18 protein-coding genes are annotated in these 19,303 nt (G+C 71.9%); 8 read left to right on the top strand and 10 right to left on the bottom strand.

What is annotated here, in order from left to right:
• Positions 1-224: 224 nt before the first annotated feature.
• Positions 225-812: a TetR/AcrR family transcriptional regulator gene (locus tag IE313_RS31540; RefSeq protein ID WP_189938288.1), complete on the bottom strand. Its 588-nt coding sequence runs from the start codon at positions 810-812 to the stop codon at positions 225-227.
• A 102-nt stretch (positions 813-914) separates the two neighbouring features.
• Here IE313_RS31540 and IE313_RS31545 point away from each other — a divergent pair, with 102 nt between their 5' ends.
• Positions 915-1,373, top strand: a complete 459-nt coding sequence (locus tag IE313_RS31545; RefSeq protein WP_189938290.1) for a nuclear transport factor 2 family protein — start codon at positions 915-917, stop codon at positions 1,371-1,373.
• A 764-nt stretch (positions 1,374-2,137) separates the two neighbouring features.
• On the opposite strand, the gene IE313_RS31550 is transcribed toward IE313_RS31545, so the two are convergent.
• From IE313_RS31550 to IE313_RS31580, 7 genes are all read right to left on the bottom strand, one after another.
• On the bottom strand, positions 2,138-2,548 hold the full coding sequence (locus IE313_RS31550) for a rhodanese-like domain-containing protein (RefSeq protein WP_189938292.1): 411 nt from the start codon (positions 2,546-2,548) through the stop codon (positions 2,138-2,140).
• Entirely contained in the window at positions 2,545-3,099 is a 555-nt protein-coding gene (locus IE313_RS31555) for a cupin domain-containing protein (RefSeq protein ID WP_189938294.1), read from the bottom strand. Before IE313_RS31555 ends, IE313_RS31550 begins: the two co-directional genes overlap by 4 nt.
• 421 nt (positions 3,100-3,520) lie before the next feature.
• The gene (locus IE313_RS31560; protein WP_189938296.1) at positions 3,521-5,164 is read right to left on the bottom strand and encodes an FAD-dependent monooxygenase; all 1,644 of its coding nucleotides are present in this window, start codon (positions 5,162-5,164) and stop codon (positions 3,521-3,523) included.
• A 203-nt stretch (positions 5,165-5,367) separates the two neighbouring features.
• Complete coding sequence (locus tag IE313_RS31565) at positions 5,368-6,288, bottom strand: amino acid ABC transporter permease (RefSeq protein ID WP_189938298.1); 921 nt, start codon at positions 6,286-6,288, stop codon at positions 5,368-5,370.
• Positions 6,285-6,953: an amino acid ABC transporter permease gene (locus tag IE313_RS31570; RefSeq protein WP_189938300.1), complete on the bottom strand. Its 669-nt coding sequence runs from the start codon at positions 6,951-6,953 to the stop codon at positions 6,285-6,287. The genes IE313_RS31565 and IE313_RS31570 overlap by 4 nt, the downstream gene beginning before the upstream one ends.
• 91 nt (positions 6,954-7,044) lie before the next feature.
• Entirely contained in the window at positions 7,045-7,881 is an 837-nt protein-coding gene (locus IE313_RS31575; RefSeq protein ID WP_189938302.1) for a glutamate ABC transporter substrate-binding protein, read from the bottom strand.
• Positions 7,882-8,030: 149 nt separating this feature from the next.
• A complete protein-coding gene (locus tag IE313_RS31580; protein WP_189938305.1) occupies positions 8,031-8,807 on the bottom strand; it encodes an amino acid ABC transporter ATP-binding protein in 777 nt (258 codons plus the stop codon).
• A 348-nt stretch (positions 8,808-9,155) separates the two neighbouring features.
• Between IE313_RS31580 and IE313_RS31585 the strand changes: the two genes are divergently transcribed.
• Positions 9,156-9,854, top strand: coding sequence for a response regulator transcription factor (locus tag IE313_RS31585; RefSeq protein WP_189938306.1), 699 nt, complete (start codon positions 9,156-9,158; stop codon positions 9,852-9,854).
• 9 nt (positions 9,855-9,863) lie between these two features.
• Positions 9,864-11,312 (top strand): sensor histidine kinase, encoded by a 1,449-nt coding sequence (locus IE313_RS31590; protein WP_189938308.1) that lies wholly within the window; start codon positions 9,864-9,866, stop codon positions 11,310-11,312.
• Positions 11,313-11,628: 316 nt separating this feature from the next.
• Here the strand turns inward: IE313_RS31590 and IE313_RS31595 are convergent, their stop codons facing one another.
• Entirely contained in the window at positions 11,629-12,624 is a 996-nt protein-coding gene (locus tag IE313_RS31595) for a TAXI family TRAP transporter solute-binding subunit (RefSeq protein WP_189938310.1), read from the bottom strand.
• A 193-nt stretch (positions 12,625-12,817) separates the two neighbouring features.
• Between IE313_RS31595 and miaB the strand changes: the two genes are divergently transcribed.
• The gene (miaB, locus tag IE313_RS31600; RefSeq protein WP_189938312.1) at positions 12,818-14,329 is read left to right on the top strand and encodes a tRNA (N6-isopentenyl adenosine(37)-C2)-methylthiotransferase MiaB; all 1,512 of its coding nucleotides are present in this window, start codon (positions 12,818-12,820) and stop codon (positions 14,327-14,329) included.
• Positions 14,330-14,558: 229 nt separating this feature from the next.
• Positions 14,559-15,290: a class III extradiol dioxygenase subunit B-like domain-containing protein gene (locus tag IE313_RS31605; protein WP_189938315.1), complete on the top strand. Its 732-nt coding sequence runs from the start codon at positions 14,559-14,561 to the stop codon at positions 15,288-15,290.
• A 631-nt stretch (positions 15,291-15,921) separates the two neighbouring features.
• On the opposite strand, the gene IE313_RS31610 is transcribed toward IE313_RS31605, so the two are convergent.
• Positions 15,922-16,341, bottom strand: coding sequence for a hypothetical protein (locus tag IE313_RS31610; protein ID WP_189938317.1), 420 nt, complete (start codon positions 16,339-16,341; stop codon positions 15,922-15,924).
• A 174-nt stretch (positions 16,342-16,515) separates the two neighbouring features.
• Here IE313_RS31610 and miaA point away from each other — a divergent pair, with 174 nt between their 5' ends.
• The 3 genes from miaA to dapF all read left to right on the top strand — a co-directional run bounded on the left by miaA (position 16,516) and on the right by dapF (position 19,214).
• Entirely contained in the window at positions 16,516-17,454 is a 939-nt protein-coding gene (gene miaA / locus IE313_RS31615; RefSeq protein ID WP_189938319.1) for a tRNA (adenosine(37)-N6)-dimethylallyltransferase MiaA, read from the top strand.
• 106 nt (positions 17,455-17,560) lie between these two features.
• On the top strand, positions 17,561-18,103 hold the full coding sequence (locus IE313_RS31620) for a hypothetical protein (RefSeq protein ID WP_373317108.1): 543 nt from the start codon (positions 17,561-17,563) through the stop codon (positions 18,101-18,103).
• Positions 18,104-18,347: 244 nt separating this feature from the next.
• A complete protein-coding gene (gene dapF, locus IE313_RS31625; RefSeq protein ID WP_189938324.1) occupies positions 18,348-19,214 on the top strand; it encodes a diaminopimelate epimerase in 867 nt (288 codons plus the stop codon).
• The last annotated feature ends 89 nt before the right edge of the window (positions 19,215-19,303 follow it).

The following is a 19,303-nucleotide window of genomic DNA, read 5'->3' on the forward strand; positions in this document are numbered from 1 at the left end:
CCGGTGGCAGATGGAAGGGAACCGGTGGCGTACGTCCGAGCCGGCCACCGCAGGACGCAGCCGCGGGAAGTACAGCTCGACCAGGCTCGGTACGGCCGAGCGGGGACAGGACCCGGCCCCGCCATCGGCCCCGGAGCACGGAACCCGGACCCGGCCTGGCCCCGGAGCCTGGAACCGGGCGCCTTGCCCCGGGGCACGGGATCCGAGGCATGGCAGACGCGGACTCATGACCGCACGGCGCCGCTCGGCACCGTGGCGGCCGCGATCAGGATCTGCGCCGCGTGCCGCGCATGCCGCGCCGCCTCCGGGTCACCGCTTATCGCGGCCGTCGTGATCGCACCGTCGACCAGCAGCAGCAACTGCGCCGCCAGCGCCACCGGATCGGTGACGCACAGGGCACGGGTGAGGTCGAGGATGTGCTCGTGGACGGCCTGCTTGTGGTCCCGTGCGGCCTGCGCCACCCCGTCGGACACGGCACCGAGTTCGCCGAACGAGTTGATGAAGGCACAGCCGCGGAAGTCCGGGTCGGCACACCAGGCATGGAGCCAGTCGAAGACCGCGAGCGGCCGGTCCTCCGGAGTGGCGGAATGCTCGTCCACATAGGCGAAGAGCGCGGCGCGCCAGCGGCCGTCACGGCGTCGTAGATACGCCTCCACCAGCTCCTGCTTGGAGCCGAAGCACTGGTACAGCCGCTTCAGCGACACCCCCGCGGCAGCGCGCAGCTCGTCCATGCCCACGGCCTGTATCCCGCGCCGGTAGAACAACCGCTCGGCGGCGTCCAACAGCCGTACCCGGGCCTCGTCCTCATCCACAGCCCCTCCTGCTTCCGCAGAGAACGCCCGTTCTCTAGACTATCCGATACCGGAAGAACGAGCGTTCTCCCATCGTCCCGTCCCCTGACGTGAGGACCAGCCATGACGCCCAGGCCCCCCTTCCCCCCGTTCGACGAGCAGACCGCACGCCAGAAGGTGCAGGCCGCGGAGGACGCATGGAACACCCGTGATCCCGAACGTGTCGCGCTCGCCTACACGGAGGACTCGGTGTGGCGCAACCGCGACCGGTTCGTCACCGGCCGCGACGAGATCGTGGCGTTCCTGAGCGACAAGTGGTCCCGCGAGCTCGACTACGCCCTCCGCAAGGAACTGTGGAGCTTCACCGGCGACCGGATCGCGGTGCGTTTCCAGTACGAGTGCCGCGACGCGTCCGGGCAGTGGTGGCGCAGCTACGGCAACGAGCTGTGGGAGTTCACCGATGAGGGGCTGATGAGGCGCCGTGAGGCCAGCATCAACGACCTCTCGATCAGCGAGGGGGAGCGGCGCATCTTCGGCCCGCGTCCCGAGGCTGAGCACGGAGTGCCGTTTCCCCTTCAGTGAAGGAGGGCGGAGCGCCGGCGGGTGACCGGCCCGGTGGTCGGGAGCGGCTGGGTGAGCGCCCGGTCGGAGGTCAGGACCGTCATCGAGCGGGCGGGGCGGCGCCCAACGGGTGCCGCCGGACGGACTCGGGTGCGTGGGGTGCGCGGATATGCGGGCGTTCGGGCGGGCGGGTTGACCGACGTCCGGCCCCGACGACGGAGGTAAGGAAAACCGCAGGGAAGGATTGCGGGATACCGCAATGCGCAAGGCCCCCGTCGGCGGCCATCGTAGAGCTATGGCACCGCCCCGCTTCGTACCTGTTCCGCTCGCCACCGCCGAGCCGCCGCCCATCCCCCTGGGGATCACGCGGGCCGACCGTCCGCACGCCACCGCACCCACCGGCCACCCGCACGGCACACCCGCCACCGGCACCGAAGGAGGCTCCGTCTTCCCGGTCGGGGCACCGGGAGAGGCCCTGGCCTCGACACCGATGCCGCGTGCGGAGGACCTGTCAGTCGTGCGCATCGGGGCGGCGCTCGGCCGCGTCATAGCGTTCGCGGTGCTCGCCGTGGTCGCGGCCTTCAGCGTCGGTATGACCGACCGTGCGGCCCCCTCCGTCACGGCGCTCGTCTACGCCACTCTGGTCGCAGTCGCAGTCGCAGTCGCAGTCGCAGTCGCAGTCGCCGGAGTGCCGGCGCCGTCCGGCCGCACTGCCCGGGCCTGTGGTTCTGCGGGTTTCACCGGTCGCCGTCGCCGGGGCCGAGGAGCGGCCGTGAGCGCGACCGTCACGATGCGGCGGCCGTCACCGGCAGCCCCGCCGCCCGCCATGCCTGGAAGCCGCCCACGAGATCGGTCGCCCGGTGCAGCCCCAGATGCTGGAGGGAGGCGGCCGCCAGGCTGGACGCGTATCCCTCGTTGCAGATCACCACGACCCAGAGGTCATGGTCGGTGGCCTCGGGCAGCCGGTGGCTGCCGAGCGGATCGAGCCGCCACTCCAGTTCGTTGCGCTCGACGACCAGCGCACCGGGGATCAGACCGTCCCGGACCCGCAGTGCCTCGTACCGGATGTCGACCAGCAGCGCTTCACCCGAGCGTGCGGCCTGGTGGGCGGCCCGCGCCTCGACGCGGTCGAGACCGGAGCGCACCCGCTCCAGGTGGTCGTCGATGGACACGGGCGCCGGGCTGGTGGTGCTCACTGCCAGTCCTCCGGACGCTCCACCTGCTCCAGCCTGAGGGTCTGGTCGGTCCGGCTGTAACGGCGGATCTGCGGCAGCGGCGGGTAGTAGGCGTGCACGGAGACGGCATGCCGGGTGGTGGACTCGTTGAAGACCTCGTGCACATGGTGCCTGCCGAAGGCCCGGCCCTGGCCCGAGGCCAGCCGACGGCTGCGGTCGACGCCCTCGGTGAGTTCCAGGGTCTTCCAGCCGTCGGTGGGCAGGCGGGCGGCGAGGGAGTTCTCGATCAGCTCGCCGTCGGCGGTGAGGAAGGCGCCTACCGAGTCGGCGTGGTCGTGCCAGCCGGTGCCGGTGCCGGGCGGCCAGCCGATGAGCCACGCTTCACTGCCCGCCGGCCCCTCCAGGCGCACCCAGGTGCGGCCCTCCGGGTCGAGCGGGAGCGAGGCGACCAGCTCGGTGTCCTCGGCGGTGCGGCGCACGAAGTCGAGCAGGTCGGCAGCCGTGGGAGCCTGGGCGGACACCGGTTCATCGGTGTCACGGGCGGCGGCGGACGCGGAAACGGGGAAAGACATGAAGACCGTCCGGGGAGTTCGCTGGATCACGCACGGCGCGGATGCCGACCGTGCGCATCACGCAGGGAGCGCGTGGAGGGGAGGGGCGAATTCAGATGGACGGACGACACACACAGCCGACATAACGGACGAGGTCCACATGGACCCTGCGCCACAGGCGCACAGCGGTGTCGGTCATGTTCCGGAGTACACCACGCGAGAGACCGCAGGTCAACCGAGGCGCAACGGGTGTTCGACGAGAAGGGGGACTGGTGGAAAAAGGGGTGTGCGAGGTTCCTCCGCGCGCTCGGGGGCACAACCCCGGATGCCCCGGGATCGACCGTCCTCGCCCACCTCGCAGGCCCCTTACAGTGCTGCCGCCCGCCACCCGGAGGACGGACTTGCCGTGCCGTTCGCGCCCGGCCCACACTCGGGGCCACGTTCACCGCATCCCGGCTCCCTTGCCGGCGCGCCCTTCACCACCGTCGGCCGCCCCGGCCGACCCACCGGGCCCCGGGTCGCCGCTCTGCCTGTCTCCCCCCAGCGCCGTCCGCGCGGCCGCGTACAGCGCGGCGGGCTGCACCCCCGCGAACGCCGCCACGAGGTGCCCGTCCGGGCGGACCAAGAGCACCGTGTGGGCCGTTGCGCCCGGGTAGCTCTCGCAGACGAGCAGCTCCGCCGGATACGGCAGCGCCTGTACGGCGGCCGAGAGCCGGGGCATGATCCCCGCACTCACCCAGTGCTCGCGGGCCCACACCCCGGTCCCGGGCGCGACCAGCACGACCACCAGGCGGTTGCGGCCCAGCCGGTCCCGCAGCCGAACGAAGGAACCGTCCTCGGCCGTCACCCGGACATCGGTGACGAGCGAGCCCGGCTCGGTGGCGGTCGCCGCCTCGGCCTCGCTCGGCGCGGGCGCCAGTGGCGAGGCCGCGTACGTGCCCGGTGCGCCCAGTGCCCCGCTGCCCAGGTGCCCGTCGGTGAGCAGTGCGTCGTGCCCGCGCGCCGCGCCGGGCAAGTGTCCGCGCAGGCCGCCTCCCCCGCGCAGGATCGGCAGGGCCTGGTCGGCGGCGCGAAGCCGCGCGGCGACGAGGGCACGCCGCTCGGTCTGGTAGCTGTCGAGCAGTGCCTCGTGGTGGCCGTGGTGCCAGGCGTGGGCGAGCTTCCAGGCCAGGTTGTCGGCGTCCCGCAGGCCCTCGTCGACGCCCTGGGTACCGAGCGCGCCGAGCAGATGCGCGGCGTCCCCGGCGAGGAAGACCCGGCCGGTGCGCCAGCGGCGGGCCAGCCGGTGGTGGACCGTGTGCACCCCGGTGTCGAGCAGTTCGTACGGCGGGGTCCGGCCTTCGCACCAGCCGGCGAGGGTCTCCCGGATGCGTGCCACCAGGGCTTCGGGGGTGACCAGTTCGCTGCGGGGCGGCAGCAGCCAGTCCAGGCGCCAGACACCCTCGGGAAGGGGCCGTGCCATGACCTCGCTGCCCCCGAGCCGCCAGGGCGGCATGCGGTGCAGCACCGCCTCACCGGGCCAGGGCAGTTCCGCGCGCAGCGCGGCGACCGCATAGCGCTCCACGCCGGTGCGCCCCGGGAAGCGGATGTCCAGGAGCTTGCGGACGGTCGAGCGGGCTCCGTCGCAACCCACCAGATGGCTGCCGCGCCACCAGGTGCCGCGTGGCCCCCGGGTGTGCGCGGTGATCCCGGTAGCCTCCTGCTCGATCGAGTCGAGCCGGCTCTCCAGGGAGAGCTTCACCAGGCGCGCCCGGTCGACTGCTTCGCGCAGGACCGTGGTCAGGGTGTGCTGGGCGATGTGCAGTGGTGCCGGCCGGTCGGGCCCGAAGGCGACCTGGCGCATCACCTGGCGGCGCCGTAAAGACCGCCATCCGGCCCAGTGGATCCCCTGGTCGGCGAGCGGCGTGCCGGCCAGCCGCGCGGCGAGCGCGGCCGTGTCCTCGCGCAGTACCAGCGTGCGCGCGGGCCTCGGCTCGGGCTTTCCGCTGCCCTCGTCGAGAACCACGGACGGCACCCCGTGCCGGGCCAGAGAAAGGGCGAGCGCGAGCCCCACGGGCCCCGCGCCCACGATGATCACCGGGTCCACGGCGTGGCGCCCCCTGCCTGGTGGGGAGTCCTGAGCCTCGTGAGGAGATGTGCTGCCGGACGGAGAGGTGCAGGGTGCGCGATCACAGAACGTATGCAACCGACTGGGGATGCCCTCGTCAAGCGACGGAGGCACCGGCGCGATCACCGGTGCCTCCGTCTGTGTGGATCCCCCGCGGTGTGCGGTAGCCGCTATCGGGCCGATCAGGGCACTTTGCCGGTGCGGGGCGGTCGGGGCAGGGCGTCCTGGGCCTCACCGACGGCGTTGAGCTCCGTGACGGCGTCGGCACCGAGGACCGCGCCGGTGCTGCGCTTGCTGCGCCGCAGCCGGCCCTCCAGCCAGGAGGCCAGCGTGGTCAGCAGCAGGTTCAGCACGATGAAGACGAGGGCGACGATGATGAAGCTGGGGATGACGTTGGCGTAGTTGGCTGCCAGGGTCTTGCGGGCGTCCAGCAGTTCGGGGAAGCCGAGTATGGCTCCGCCGAGTGCGGTGTCCTTCACGATGACGACGAGCTGGCTGACGATCGCCGGCAGCATCGTCGTCACGGCCTGCGGCAGCAGGATGGACACCATCGTCTGGCCCTTGCGGAGCCCGATCGCCTGGGCCGCCTCGGTCTGCCCCTTGGGCAGCGCCAGGATGCCCGCCCGCACGACCTCGGCGAGGACGGAGGCGTTGTAGAGCACCAGCCCGGTCACCACCGCGTACAGCGGGCGGGAGTCGCTGCTGATGTCGGTGGACTCCGAGTAGAGCTGGTTGGCGAAGACCATCAGCAGCAGCACCGGGATGGCCCGGAAGAACTCGACGACCACTGCGGCGGGCACCCGGACCCATCGGTGGTCCGAGAGCCGGGCTATGCCGAAGAAGGCACCCAGGGGCAGCGCGATCACCATGGAGAGGGCGGCAGCCTTCAGGGTGTTGCCGAGGCCGGGAAGCAGATAGGTCGTCCAGGACAGGGACTGGGTGAAGAACGGGCTCCACTTCACCCAGTCGAGCTGCCCCTTGTCGGACAGCACTCCCCAGACCCACCACAGGAGCAGCGCCAGCAGGAGGAGGAAGACGACCGAGTACAGGAGATTGCGCCGCTTGGCGCGCGGACCCGGCGTGTCGTAGAGGACGGAGCTCATCGCTTCACCGCCAGCCGCTTGCCGAGCCAGCCGAGGATCAGGCCGGTGGGCAGGGTCAGCACCACGAAGCCGAGTGCGAAGACCAACGAGATCAGCAGTAGCTGCGCCTCGTTCTCGATCATCTCCTTCATCAGCAGAGCCGCTTCCCCGACCCCGATGGCCGCCGCGACCGTGGTGTTCTTCGTGAGCGCGATCAGGACGTTGGCGAGCGGGCCGATCACCGTGCGGAACGCCTGGGGGAGCACGATCAGCGTGAGCACCTGCGTGAAGCTCAGCCCGATGGCCCGAGCCGCCTCCGCCTGTCCGACCGGCACGGTGTTGATGCCGGCGCGCAACGACTCGCAGACGAACGCCGATGTGTACACGATCAGACCCAGCACGGCGAGCCGGAAGGCGAGCGCCTTGAAGTCGCTGGGCACCCCCATGGTGACCCCGAAGACATCGGCGAGGCCGAGCGAGGTGAACACGATGATGACGGTGAGGGGGATGTTCCGGAACACGTTCACGTACACGGTGCCGAAGGCGCGCATCAGCGGAACGGGGCTGACCCGCATCCCCGCGAGGATCGTGCCCCAGATGAGCGAGCCGATGGCGGCGAAGAACGTAAGCTGGACGGTCGTCCAGAACGCCCCCAGCACGTCGTAGCCTTCAAGAAAGTCGAACACGATCTCCCGCGCTTCCGCGTGTGTCGAGGCGGTGGTGTGCCTGCCGCCGGTGTCTGCCCCCGGCTCGGCACACCACCGGTGCCTGATGCTGTTACTTGACGATGTCGCCGATCTTCGGGGCGGGCTCGTTCTTGTAGTTGGCGGGGCCGAAGTTGTCCTTCACGGCCTTCTCCCAGGCACCGTCCGAGACCATCTTCTTCAGGGCGTCGTCGATCTGGCCCTTGAGCTTGGTGTCGCCCTTCTTGATGCCGATGCCGTAGTTCTCGTTGCTGAGCTTCAGCCCGGCCAGCTTGACCTTGCCCTGGTACTGGTCCTGCGCGGCGTAGCCGGCGAGGATCGAGTCGTCGGTGGTCAGGGCGTCCACGGCACCGCCGATGAGCCCGTCGAGGCACTCGGAGTACGTGCCGTACTCGCGTAGCTGAGCCTTCGGCGCGATCTGTTCCTTGACGTTCTGCGCGGAGGTCGAGCCGGTCACCGAGCAGAGCTTCTTGCCGTTGAGGTCGGTGCCCTTGGTGACCTTCTCGTCGGAGCGGACCAGCAGGTCCTGGTGCGCCAGGAGGTAGGGGCCGGCGAAGGAGACCTTCTGCTCGCGCTCGGGGGTGATCGAGTAGGAGGCGACGATGAAGTCGACGTCCCCGCGCGACAGCGCGTTCTCACGGTCGGCGCTGGGAGTCTCCTTCCACTCGATGTCCTTGGCGGTGTAGCCCAGTTGCTTGGCGACGTAGGAGGCGATGTCGACGTCGAAGCCGGAGTAGGAGCCGTCCGGCTTCTTCAGACCGAGGCCCGGCTGGTCGAACTTGATGCCGATGGTGATCTTCTTACCGCCGCCGGAACCGCTGTTGTCGTCCTTGCTCGACCCGCAGGCGGTGGCGGTGACGGCGAACGACAGCACGACGGCGGCCGCCGCGGTGACCTTGCGAAGCTTCATGGTGAACATCCTTTGCGTGGCGCAATCAGCGGGAGTCGGCGTGATCGGAGTCTGCCGCCGGACCCGGTCCTGCCGGGTCCGGCGGGTGCCGTGCGGTCGGTGGCGCGCCGCCCGGGAGAACCGGGGCCGCGCGCGGGGCTGCTTCCGTCTCAGTGGTGGAGGATCTTCGACAGGAAGTCCTTGGCACGGTCGCTGCGCGGGTTGCTGAAGAACTGGTCCGGCACAGCCTCCTCGACGATCCGGCCGTCCGCCATGAAGACGACGCGGTTGGCAGCCGATCGGGCGAAGCCCATCTCATGGGTGACGACGATCATCGTCATACCGTCTCGGGCGAGCTGCTGCATGACCTCAAGGACCTCGTTGATCATCTCGGGGTCGAGTGCGGAGGTCGGCTCGTCGAAGAGCATGACCTTGGGGTCCATCGCAAGGGCCCGTGCGATCGCCACACGCTGCTGCTGCCCACCGGACAGCTGTGCGGGGTACTTGTCCGCCTGCGAGCCGACACCGACGCGGTCCAGCAGGGTGCGGGCCTTCTCCTCGGCGGCCTTCCTGTCGGCCCTGCGCACCTTGACCTGACCCAGCGTCACGTTCTCGAGCACCGTCTTGTGCGCGAAGAGGTTGAAGGACTGGAAGACCATGCCCACATCGGCACGGAGCCGGGCCAGTTCCCTGCCCTCCGCCGGCAGCGGCCTGCCGTCGATGGTGATGGCGCCGGAATCTATCGACTCCAGGCGGTTGATCGTCCGGCACAGGGTGGACTTCCCCGAGCCGGAGGGCCCGATGACGACGACCACTTCGCCGCGGGCGATGGTCAGGTCGATGTCCTGGAGCACATGCAGCGCGCCGAAGTGCTTGTTGACGTTCTTCAGCACGACCAGGTCGGCCACGGATACGGCGTCGTCCTTGGCCACCGATACTTCGGTCATCGGCTTCTTGCTCCGTCCTCCTCGGTTGGGAGGACAGTAGTAACCCCTCAGAACCAGCGTCAGTACATCTGAGGGAGAATTGAGGATAACGATCCGGCCGCAACCTGCCACCGTGCGTGATCGCCGTCCTGTGCACCGTACCGGCTGCGTAACGGAAGTACCGGCCTGCTCATGCCCTCTTGACGGGGTCCTCACCCATCGGCGTGGATGCCTTTGGTACGGACGTGCCTCCACGCGCGTGGAGGCGGTCGACCACCGTGTCCGGCCCCTGTAGCCGCGCACCTGCGCGCCGGGGTCGCACGCCCCGCACGCCGGGGCATGGGCGGTCGGCCGATGGAAGGGGGCCGGGTGAGACTGCTGCTCGTCGAGGACGACAACCACGTCGCCGCTGCCGTGTCGGCGATCCTGACGCGGCACGGCTTCACGGTCGTGCACGCCCGCAGTGGCGACGAGGCACTGCGGGCACTGCTGCCGAGCCCCGAGAAGGAGCAGGACCCGTTCGGTGTGGTGCTGCTCGACCTCGGCCTGCCCGACCAGGACGGCTACGAGGTCTGCGGCAAGATCCGCAAGCGCACCACCACACCCGTGATCATGGTGACCGCCCGCTCCGACGTGCGCTCGCGCATCCACGGCCTCAACCTGGGCGCCGACGACTACATCGTGAAGCCCTACGACACCGGCGAGCTGATCGCCCGCATCCACGCGGTCATCCGCCGCCCGGGCGCCGCCACCGGCGGTGCGGCACCCGCCGAGACCGACCTGCACCTGGGCGCCGTGCACATCGACCTGCCCACCCGCACGGTCAGTGTGGACGGCACGGCCGTCTCGCTGACCCGCAAGGAGTTCGATCTGCTGGCACTGCTGGCACAGCGGCCCGGGGTGGTCTTCCGGCGCGAGCAGATCATCAGCGAGGTGTGGCGGACCAGTTGGGAGGGGACGGGCCGCACCCTGGAGGTGCACGTGGCCTCCCTGCGCGCCAAGCTCCGTATGCCGGCACTCATCGAGACCGTGCGCGGTGTGGGCTACCGCCTGGTCGCTCCGGCCTAGCGGGTAGGCGTGCGCACTCGACTTCTCCCGCTGCTCATCGTCCTGATGGCCGCCGTCCTGCTCGCGCTGGGTGTCCCGCTCGCCGTCAGCCTGGCCGCGGCACAGCAGCAGAAGGTGGTCGTCGACCGCATCGACGACACGGCACGCTTCGCGTCCCTGGCGCAGTTCGTCACCGAACCCATCGGCACGGCCGGGGTGACGGCGATACGCCCCCCGGGCGCACCGCGGCGAAGCCCGTCGGCGGCCGTCGACGAACGCCAGGCCACCCTGCAGAAGGAGCTGGCCCGCTACTACCAGGTGTACGGGATCAGGGCGGGCGTCTTCGACCGGAGCGGCGTACCGCTGGCGCATGCGCCGGAGGACTGGTTCCTGCCGGCCCGGGGCGAGCTGCGCAGGACCTTCGACGTGGCCCTCGCGTCCCGGCCCGGACACGACCCGGCGCAGGTATGGCCCTGGCAACGGGGCCGTCTCGTCGTCGCCGCGCCCGTCATCCGGGACGGCGACGTGGTCGCCGTCGTCGTCACCGACTCGCCCACCGGCCAGATGCGCGCCAGGACCCTGCACGGCTGGCTGCTGATCGCCGCGGGGGAGGCAGCCGCGATGCTGGTCGCGGTGGGGGCCGCGCTGCGCCTGACGGGCTGGGTGCTGCGTCCGGTCCGGGTGCTCGACGCCACCACCCACGACATCGCCACCGGCCGTCTGAAGTCCCGGGTGGCAGCGGCCGGCGGGCCACCCGAACTCAGAAGACTGGCCCGGTCGTTCAACGAGATGGCCGACAACGTGGAAGCCGTACTCGAACAGCAACGCGCCTTCGTCGCCGACGCCTCGCACCAACTGCGCAATCCGCTGTCCGCCCTCCTCCTGCGCATCGAGCTGCTCGGCCTGGAACTGCCGGAGGGCAACGCGGAGGTCGCCTCCGTGCGCACCGAGGGCAAACGGCTCGCGCAGGTGCTCGACGACCTGCTCGACCTGGCGCTCGCCGAGCACGCCTCGGCCGATCTGACCCTCACGGACATCGGCGAGCTGACCGCCGAGCGCGTCGACGCCTGGCGCCCCGTCGCCCAGGACAAGGGCGTACGACTGACCGGGCGGTGCCCGGCCGTCACCGCGTGGGCCGACCCGGTCGCCCTGTCCAGCGCGCTGGACGCGGTGATCGACAACGCCCTGAAGTTCACGCCGTCGGACGAGGAGGTGACCGTCACGGTGTCCTCGAACGGCGAGACCTCGACGATCGTGGTGGCCGACGGCGGGCCCGGCCTCACCGAGGACGAGTTGGCCAGGATCGGCGACCGCTTCTGGCGCAGCAGCCGCCACCAGAACGTCCACGGCTCGGGGCTCGGGCTGTCCATCTCGCGCGCGCTGCTGACGGCGGGTGGCGGCAGCATCGAGTACGCCCACCACGAGCCGCGGGGACTGCGGGTGAGCGTACGGCTGCCACGGAGTGCGCCGCACGCATGAACACCGGAGACGCAACCGGGTGGGCCTTGCGGGAGCGGGTGCCAGATGCGGGCGTCGGGCGTGGCCGCCAGGCGTGGGCGTCGGGTGTGCGTGTCGGGTGTGCGTGTCGGTTGTGGACGTCGGGTGTGAAGGCGGACCGCCGGCGTACTGGGTGTGCCGGACAGCGCACACGTGCTGTCACGCGGCGCCCGGGGTGGCGCACACGCGCTGTGCAGTGTGCCGCGTCGGCCGCGTGCACCCCCCGGGGATGGTCCGAGGTGCGCTCCTCACGGCTGGTTCGAGGAGTGTCCCTCACGGCTGGTCCGAGGTGCGCAGCTCACGGCTTGACCGAGCGGTAGTAGCGGCTGGCCCCGGCGTGCAGCGGCAGGGGGTCCGTATAGAGGGCCGTCCGCAGGTCCACCCGCTGTGCCGCGTGCACCGCCCTGCCGATCCGGTCGCGGCTGTCGATCACCGCGCGGGTCACCCGCTCGGCCAGCTCGTCGTCCACCTCGGCCGTGGTGACCAGCAGGTTGGCCACCGCGAGAGTGGACACGGGGACGCCGCGCTCGGCCGGCGGATACGCGTCCGCGGGCATGTCGGAGGCCCGGTAGTAGGCCGACGCCCCGCCCTGCCGGTGCAGCGCGTCCACCAGCCCGCCCAGCGGTATGAAGCGGATGTCGGCCTGCTCGGACAGGTCGGTCACCGCCCGGGTCGGCAGGCCGCCCGACCAGAAGAACGCGTCGATGTCGCCGTGCCGCAGCGCCTCGGGCACGGTGTCGATGCCGGTCGACCGCGCCCGGATGTCCTTCGCGGGATCGAGCCCCGCCGCCCTGAGGACGCGCTCCGCTATCAGCCGCACGCCGGACCCGGTCTGCCCGATGGCCACCCTCCGGTGCCGCAGGTCCGTGATCGACCGGACCGGGGACAGCCGGGGGACGACGAGCTGTACGTAGTCGTCGTAGAGCCGTGCGCAGCCGCGCAACCGGTCGGCGCCCGGCCCGTGCGCCTGGCGGTACTGCTCCACCGCGTCGGCCGCCGCGATGGTGAAGTCCGCATGGCCCGTCGCGACCCGCTGGACGTTCTGCTGGGAGCCCGCGCTGCTCAGCAGCCGTACGTCCAGGTCCGGCATGTCCTCGTCGAGTTCGCCCTTCAGCAACTCGCCGTACCGCTCGTACACGCCGTTGCGGGCCCCTGTGCTGATCGCCACCGTGCCGTGCGGCGGGTCCTCGCCCCACGGCCGCAGCCACCACGACAGCAGCCCGAGGACCACGAGGGCCGCGGCCGAGCCCTGCAGGGCCCGGGCCCTGCCGATACGCGGAAGTGCCAGACGCATGGGCGCGATCCTGCCAGCCGGTGCCCCGCAGGGACCAGGGCCCCGGCGCGTCAACGGGAGCGACGCGCGCGTGCAGTGGCTGCTGCGCCGGCCGGGCGAGGCGGCCCGGGCGCCGGTGGCGGCCGGGCACGGACCGCCACCGGGCCGGGCTGTCCGGCACGCGCGTGTACCGACCCCGTACCCTGGTGGCGAGATGAGCGCGAAGACCTACGAGGTGCGCACCTACGGGTGCCAGATGAACGTCCACGACTCAGAACGGCTGTCCGGACTTCTGGAGGACGCCGGGTACGTGCGTGCGCCCGAGGGCGCCGCCGATGAAGCCGACGTCGTCGTCTTCAACACCTGCGCGGTACGGGAGAACGCCGACAACCGCCTCTACGGCAACCTTGGCCAGTTGGCTCCGGTGAAGTCCAGGCGGCCGGGCATGCAGATCGCCGTCGGCGGCTGCCTGGCGCAGAAGGACCGCGACACCATCGTGCGGCGCGCGCCCTGGGTCGACGTCGTGTTCGGCACGCACAACATCGGCAAGCTCCCCGTCCTCCTGGAGCGCGCCCGCATCGCGGACGAGGCGCAGGTGGAGATCGCCGAGTCGCTTGAGGCGTTCCCCTCCACGCTCCCCACCCGCCGCGAGAGCGCCTACGCGGCCTGGGTCTCCGTCTCCGTCGGGTGCAACAACACCTGCACCTTCTGCATCGTCCCCGCGCTGCGCGGCAAGGAGAAGGACCGCCGCCCCGGAGACATCCTCGCCGAGGTGGAGGCCCTGGTCGCCGAGGGTGTCTCGGAGATCACCCTGCTCGGGCAGAACGTCAACGCCTACGGTTCCGACATCGGTGACCGCGAGGCCTTCAGCAAGCTGCTGCGGGCCTGCGGGACGCTGGACGGCCTGGAGCGGGTGCGCTTCACCTCGCCGCACCCGCGCGACTTCACGGACGACGTGATCGCGGCGATGGCGCAGACGCCCAACGTGATGCCGCAGCTCCACATGCCCCTGCAGTCGGGTTCCGACCGCGTGCTGAAGGCGATGCGACGCTCCTACCGGCAGGAGCGCTACCTGGGCATCATCCAGAAGGTGCGGGCCGCCATCCCGGACGCGGCGATCACCACCGACATCATCGTGGGCTTCCCCGGCGAGACAGAGGAGGACTTCGAGCAGACCCTCCATGTGGTGCGCGAGGCCCGCTTCGCCCAGGCGTTCACCTTCCAGTACTCCAAGCGCCCCGGCACCCCCGCCGCCGAGATGCCCGACCAGCTTCCCAAGAGCGTCGTGCAGGCCCGTTACGAGCGCCTGGTGGCCCTCCAGGAGGAGATCTCCTGGGAGGAGAACAAGAAGCAGCTCGGCCGCACCCTGGAGCTGATGGTGGCCGAGGGCGAGGGCCGCAAGGACGGTTTTACGCACCGCCTCTCCGGCCGCGCCCCCGACAACCGCCTGGTGCACTTCACCAAACCGGCCGAGGAGGTGCGACCGGGCGATGTGGTGACAGTGGAGATCACCTACGCCGCCCCCCATCACCTGCTCGCCGAGGGGCCCGTGCTGGACGTGCGCCGCACCCGCGCGGGAGACGCCTGGGAGCGCCGGCGCACCGGGAACGACGCCGGCGCGTCCTCGGCCGGGAAGCCCGGCGGTGTGATGCTGGGGCTGCCGAAGGTCGGAGTTCCCGAGCCTCTGCCCGCCGCACCGGCCGGCGCGTGCGGGTGCGGTGAGTGAGAGGCCCGCGGCGCCCGTGACGGCCTCGGGGAGGGCAGGCAGGCACGGCGTGTGAGGCCGCGGGGCTGTCGACCGCCCGGATGCGGCTTCCGTCGGGGACCGCCCGCCGACCGCCCGGAGCTGAGGTCCAGCGACTGCCGTCCGGGCCGAGGGGCGGCCCGAGGAGGGCCCTGCGGCCCGGTACGGGACGGCGGTCGCCCCGTGGATGCACCGGGCTACGCTGTGGACCGTGCTTGTCGCCGCCGCAGTCTGCCCCTGCCCGCCGTTGCTCGTCCCCGAGGTCGCCGCGGGCGCCGCACCCGAACTGGACGCCGCGCGAGACGCCTGCGCCGAGGCCGTCGCGGTGCTGGCCGCATCCCGCCCGGACCGCCTCGTCGTCGTCGGCCCCGTGGCCGGAGCTGACCGCACGCCCTTCCCCACCGGCACCCCCGGCTCGTTCCAGGGCTTCGGAGTGGACCTCGGCGTACGGCTCGGAGCGCCGGAGCCGGACGGCGCCCGCGCGGACCGTGTCCTTCCGGCATCGCTCGCGGTGGCCGCGTGGCTGCTCGGACACGCGCAGTGGCCGTCCGTTCCGGTGTCGGGGCTCGGCGTGGGTGACCTGCTGGGCACCGAGCGGTGCGTCAGCACGGGAGCCGAGATCACGGCGGGTCCCGAGCGGGTCGCACTGCTGGCGATGGGGGACGGCAGCGCGTGCCGCTCCCTGAAGGCGCCCGGCTACCTAGACGCACGGGCCGCCGGCTTCGACGCGGCGGCCGCGCGTGCGCTGGCGGCGGCCGACGCCCAGGCACTCAGGGCGGTGGACGAGGAACTGGCCAGGCAGGTGCAGGCGGCGGGCCGCGCCCCCTGGCAGGTCCTCGCAGGCGCGGCGGAGGGCAGCGCGGAGAACCCCGCCCTCAAGGGCGCACTCCTGTACGACGACGCACCGTACGGCGTCGGTTACCTGGTCGCGACCTGGGCGTAGCCGACCCGGCCCGCACGGCGGGCGCCGTCGTGCCAGCGGCGTGGGGCATCTGACCCTGCCGGCGCGCGGCGCGCGGTGGCGGAAGAAGAGCGGCGTGTGAGACGACTCCGGCGCGGTCGGCGCGATCGGCGGCACCGGAGCCCGCACCGCGAGACACCGGTCCCGGGCGACGCGCGACGGCGGCTCGAACGCCGATGCCCGGCACGCGCGCGACGGCGGTCCGAGCACGGATCACTCGGCGCGCGCGCCACGGCGGCCCGAGCACCGATCGCCCGGCGCGCGCGGCGGCGGCTCAAGACTGACGAGGCCCCACGGGGCCGGAGCCGATCGCCCGGCACGCGCGCGGCGCCCCATGCGCGACCTCCGGAGGCCGTGGGCCGTGTCGTGGAGGCGAAGCAAGCCGTTGCCGGAGGCGAAACAAGCCGTTTCCGCAGGCAGAACAAGCCGTTTTCGCAGGCGGAGTGAGCCTTTCCCAAGGCGGCGCAAGCCTGTCCCCGGCGGCCGTGCGAGGCGCCGGTCCCGGACACGTGCGACGGCCGCAAAGCGCTGGCTCCGCTTCGCGGCCATCGTCCGGCAGGCACGTGCCCCCGCGCGCAGGCGGGGACGAGCCGGGGGAGAGGAGCGGGGGCGGTTACTGGCGCGCGCCCTCGCCCGTCTCGCTGTCCGCGGCCTTGTCCGCGGACTGCTGCTTGGGGATCCCCACACCGTCCCCGGCCTCGTCGGCCTCCCGCGGCTCGCTCCCGCTCCCCTCGGCCTTCGTGGCGGCGGCCTTCGTGCCTTCGGCCTTCGCTTCGCCGGTCTTCGCCGCCGCAGGGGACGGTGCGCTCTCGCCCGCCGCCTCGCTGCCGCTGCCCGCGCCCGCCGAGGTCGGGACTTCGGTCTCCGCCGCGGCCGGGGAGCTCGCGCCGGCTGCGGTGTCCGTGCCGGCCCCGGCCGAACCCTCGGCCTCCTGCCCCTCAGCCGCGGCCGTCGGGGCGCCCGCCTGCGCCTCTGCGGTGGACGCCCCCTCCGTGCCCTTGGACCTGCGAAAGATTCGCGCAAAAACACCCATATCCACTCCATATTGTCTTCGTGCAGGCGGAATCCATGCCCCGGCACCTCGCATGGCGCCCGGGCGCGGACCCTCGAAACCGACGGTCGGGACCTCGCAACAGGCAACGAACCCGCGAGCGTGACGTCACGTAACTCGTTCGAGCAGGGTCGGCCGGTTTGGGAGACTGGGACGGTGAGTAGCGCAGCCACCGCATCGCGGGTCATCGCCGTCGTAGGGCCGACCGCGGCGGGAAAGTCCGACCTGGGTGTCTTCCTCGCCCAGCATCTCGGCGGCGAGGTCATCAACGCCGACTCGATGCAGCTCTACCGGGGGATGGACATCGGTACCGCCAAGCTGACGCGCGAGGAGCGCGCCGGTGTGCCGCACCATCTGCTGGACGTCTGGGACGTCACCGAGACGGCGAGCGTCGCCGAGTACCAACGGCTGGCACGCACGGAGATCGACAGACTCCTCGCGCTGGGGCGCACACCGGTCCTGGTCGGCGGTTCCGGGCTGTACATCAAAGCGGCCATCGACGAGCTGGAGTTCCCCGGCACCGACCCGGTGCTCCGCTCCCACCTGGAGGACGAGCTCGCACTGCGCGGCTCTGGCGCCCTGCACGCGCGCCTGGCGGCCACCGATCCCGAGGCGGCACGCGCCATCCTGCCCAGCAACGGGCGCAGGATCGTCCGCGCGCTGGAGGTCATCGCGATCACCGGAAGGCCGTTCACCGCCAATCTCCCGTCCAACCAGTCGGTCTACGACACGGTCCAGGTCGGTGTGGACGTGTCCCGTCCCGAACTGGACGAGCGCATCGCGGCGCGCGTCGACAGGATGTGGGCGGGCGGCCTCGTCGACGAGGTGCGCGGACTGAAGGCGGAGGGGCTGCGGCACGGGCGCACCGCATCGCGCGCGCTCGGGTATCAGCAGGTGCTCGCGGCGCTCGCCGGGGAGTGCACGGAGGAGGAGGCGCGCATCGAGACCATCCGCGCCACCAAGCGCTTCGCACGCCGTCAGGACTCCTGGTTCCGGCGCGACCCGCGGGTGCACTGGCTGAGCGGTGCGGCAGCCGACCGGGGGGAACTCCCCGGACGGGCGCTGACGTTGGTCGAACGACCGGTCACAGCCTGATCACGTGATGGCATCGGGACGCCCCGGCCGTCATCCCGGTCCCCGGCGGCGTGCCATCATCGACCATCGATCGACCGGTGAAGTCCGAGTGGGAGGGCGCGTGGCGATGGAGGCCGGCCCTCGCAACACCGCGGCGCACAGCGGAGACTACGACACGGCGCGGGATGCCGAAGGACCAGCTCAGGACGGTGGCGAACTCACCGTGGGAGACGGCCCGGCGTCCGACGACGGTCTGAGCCCGGACGGTCCCGTCGGCGCACCCGGCGGCGTCGCGGACGATGGCCCCGCGCCCGATGAGCTGGGCCCCGAGCCCGAGGTCGAGGTCGAGCTGCGGCCCCAGCGCCGGCTTCGCATATGGCAGCTCGCCCCCATCGTGGCGCTGGCCGCGATCGGCTCCCTGATGTTCGCCTTCCCGCTCGCCTTCGAGTTCGGCGACGGCGGTGCCGTGGTGGCCATGCTCGGCCTGCTGATCTGCTCGTGTGCCGCGGGCTGGGGCGTGATGGCCGCCAGGAAGGCCGGCTCCACCTGGCCGGGCCTGCCGCCCCGCGGTTCGGGACGCCGCCCCGACTGGCGGGTCGTCGCCGTCTACGCCGTGGTGGTGGCCGCCGCAGCGGTGCTCGCCGTGTGGCGGGTGGCCCGGCTGCGCTGACCGGACCGGAGGCCCGGACCGAACCCCGCGGGCCCAGGCCGAGTCCCCGGTAGCCGCAGACCCGGCCGAGGCGCCAGGGCCGGAGGCCGCGGACGCCAGGACCGGAGACCGGACGCCAGGACCGGAGACCGGGCGCCAGGACCGCCCCAGCGGCGCGCGCGGGGCCGGCCCAGACGGTCGAGGGGCGACCTGCACCAGGCCCGGGGCCAGGCGCGTTGTCCTACCCACCCCGTACGATCGGGGCATGAGCACACGCACCGCCTTCCTCAAGGGACACGGAACCGAGAACGACTTCGTGATCATTCCCGACCCTGGGAACGCCGTCGAGCTGTCCCCCGCCGCCGTCGCCGCGCTCTGCGACCGCCGCGCGGGCATCGGAGGCGACGGCGTGCTGCACGCCGTGCGGTCCTCGGCCCACCCCGACGCCCTGCACATGGCCCCCGAGGCCGAGTGGTTCATGGACTACCGCAACTCGGACGGCTCGGTCGCCGAGATGTGCGGCAACGGCGTGCGGGTCTTCGCCCACTACCTCCAGCGCGCCGGACTGGCCGACGAGGGCGACCTCGCGGTGGCCACCCGCGGCGGCGTCAAGAGCGTGCACATCGACAAGGACGGGAGCATCACGGTCGGTATGGGCAAGGCCCTGCTGCCCGGCGGGGACGTCACCGTGCGTGTCGGTGAGCGAAGCTGGCCCGCCCTGCACGTGAACATGGGAAATCCCCATGCCGTGGCCTTCGTCGAGGACCTGGCGCACGCCGGCGCCCTCCTTGCGCCTCCGCCCGTCAGCCCGGACTCCCTCTACCCCGAGGGCGTCAACGTGGAGTTCGTCGTGGCCCGCGGGGAAGGGCACGTGGCCATGCGCGTGCATGAGCGCGGCTCCGGCGAGACCCGCTCGTGCGGCACGGGAGCCTGCGCGGTCGCCGTCGCCGCGGCCCGCAGGGACGGCGTCGACCCGGCACTGACCGGCGCACCGGCCAGGTACACCGTCGATGTCCCCGGTGGGCGGCTGGTGGTCACCGAGCGGCCCGATGGTGAGGTCGAACTGACGGGCCCGGCGGTGATCGTCGCTGAGGGTGAGATCGATCCGGAGTGGTTTGAGCACGCTTCGTAATCGTAAACCCCTGATGTGTAACTCTTTGGAGTGATCCGTCTCATGGTCGGGGGGCGGCGGTCGGCCATGCGCGGCCGGCTCGGTAGCAT

This window comes from Streptomyces sulfonofaciens, from assembly GCF_014656295.1.
GTDB classification, from domain to species: domain Bacteria; phylum Actinomycetota; class Actinomycetes; order Streptomycetales; family Streptomycetaceae; genus Streptomyces; species Streptomyces sulfonofaciens.

Bases quoted from the DNA above. Each gene is read 5' to 3' on its own strand.
- IE313_RS31580 (WP_189938305.1), bottom strand. From the start codon at position 8,807: ATGACCGAAGTATCGGTGGCCAAGGACGACGCCGTATCCGTGGCCGAC.
- IE313_RS31595 (WP_189938310.1), bottom strand. From the start codon at position 12,624: ATGCGTCTGGCACTTCCGCGTATCGGCAGGGCCCGGGCCCTGCAGGGC.
- IE313_RS31610 (WP_189938317.1), bottom strand. From the start codon at position 16,341: ATGGGTGTTTTTGCGCGAATCTTTCGCAGGTCCAAGGGCACGGAGGGG.
- IE313_RS31545 (WP_189938290.1), top strand. From the start codon at position 915: ATGACGCCCAGGCCCCCCTTCCCCCCGTTCGACGAGCAGACCGCACGC.
- dapF (WP_189938324.1), top strand. From the start codon at position 18,348: ATGAGCACACGCACCGCCTTCCTCAAGGGACACGGAACCGAGAACGAC.
- IE313_RS31555 (WP_189938294.1), bottom strand. From the start codon at position 3,099: ATGTCTTTCCCCGTTTCCGCGTCCGCCGCCGCCCGTGACACCGATGAA.
- IE313_RS31575 (WP_189938302.1), bottom strand. From the start codon at position 7,881: ATGAAGCTTCGCAAGGTCACCGCGGCGGCCGCCGTCGTGCTGTCGTTC.
- miaB (WP_189938312.1), top strand. From the start codon at position 12,818: ATGAGCGCGAAGACCTACGAGGTGCGCACCTACGGGTGCCAGATGAAC.
- IE313_RS31565 (WP_189938298.1), bottom strand. From the start codon at position 6,288: ATGAGCTCCGTCCTCTACGACACGCCGGGTCCGCGCGCCAAGCGGCGC.
- IE313_RS31620 (WP_373317108.1), top strand. From the start codon at position 17,561: ATGGAGGCCGGCCCTCGCAACACCGCGGCGCACAGCGGAGACTACGAC.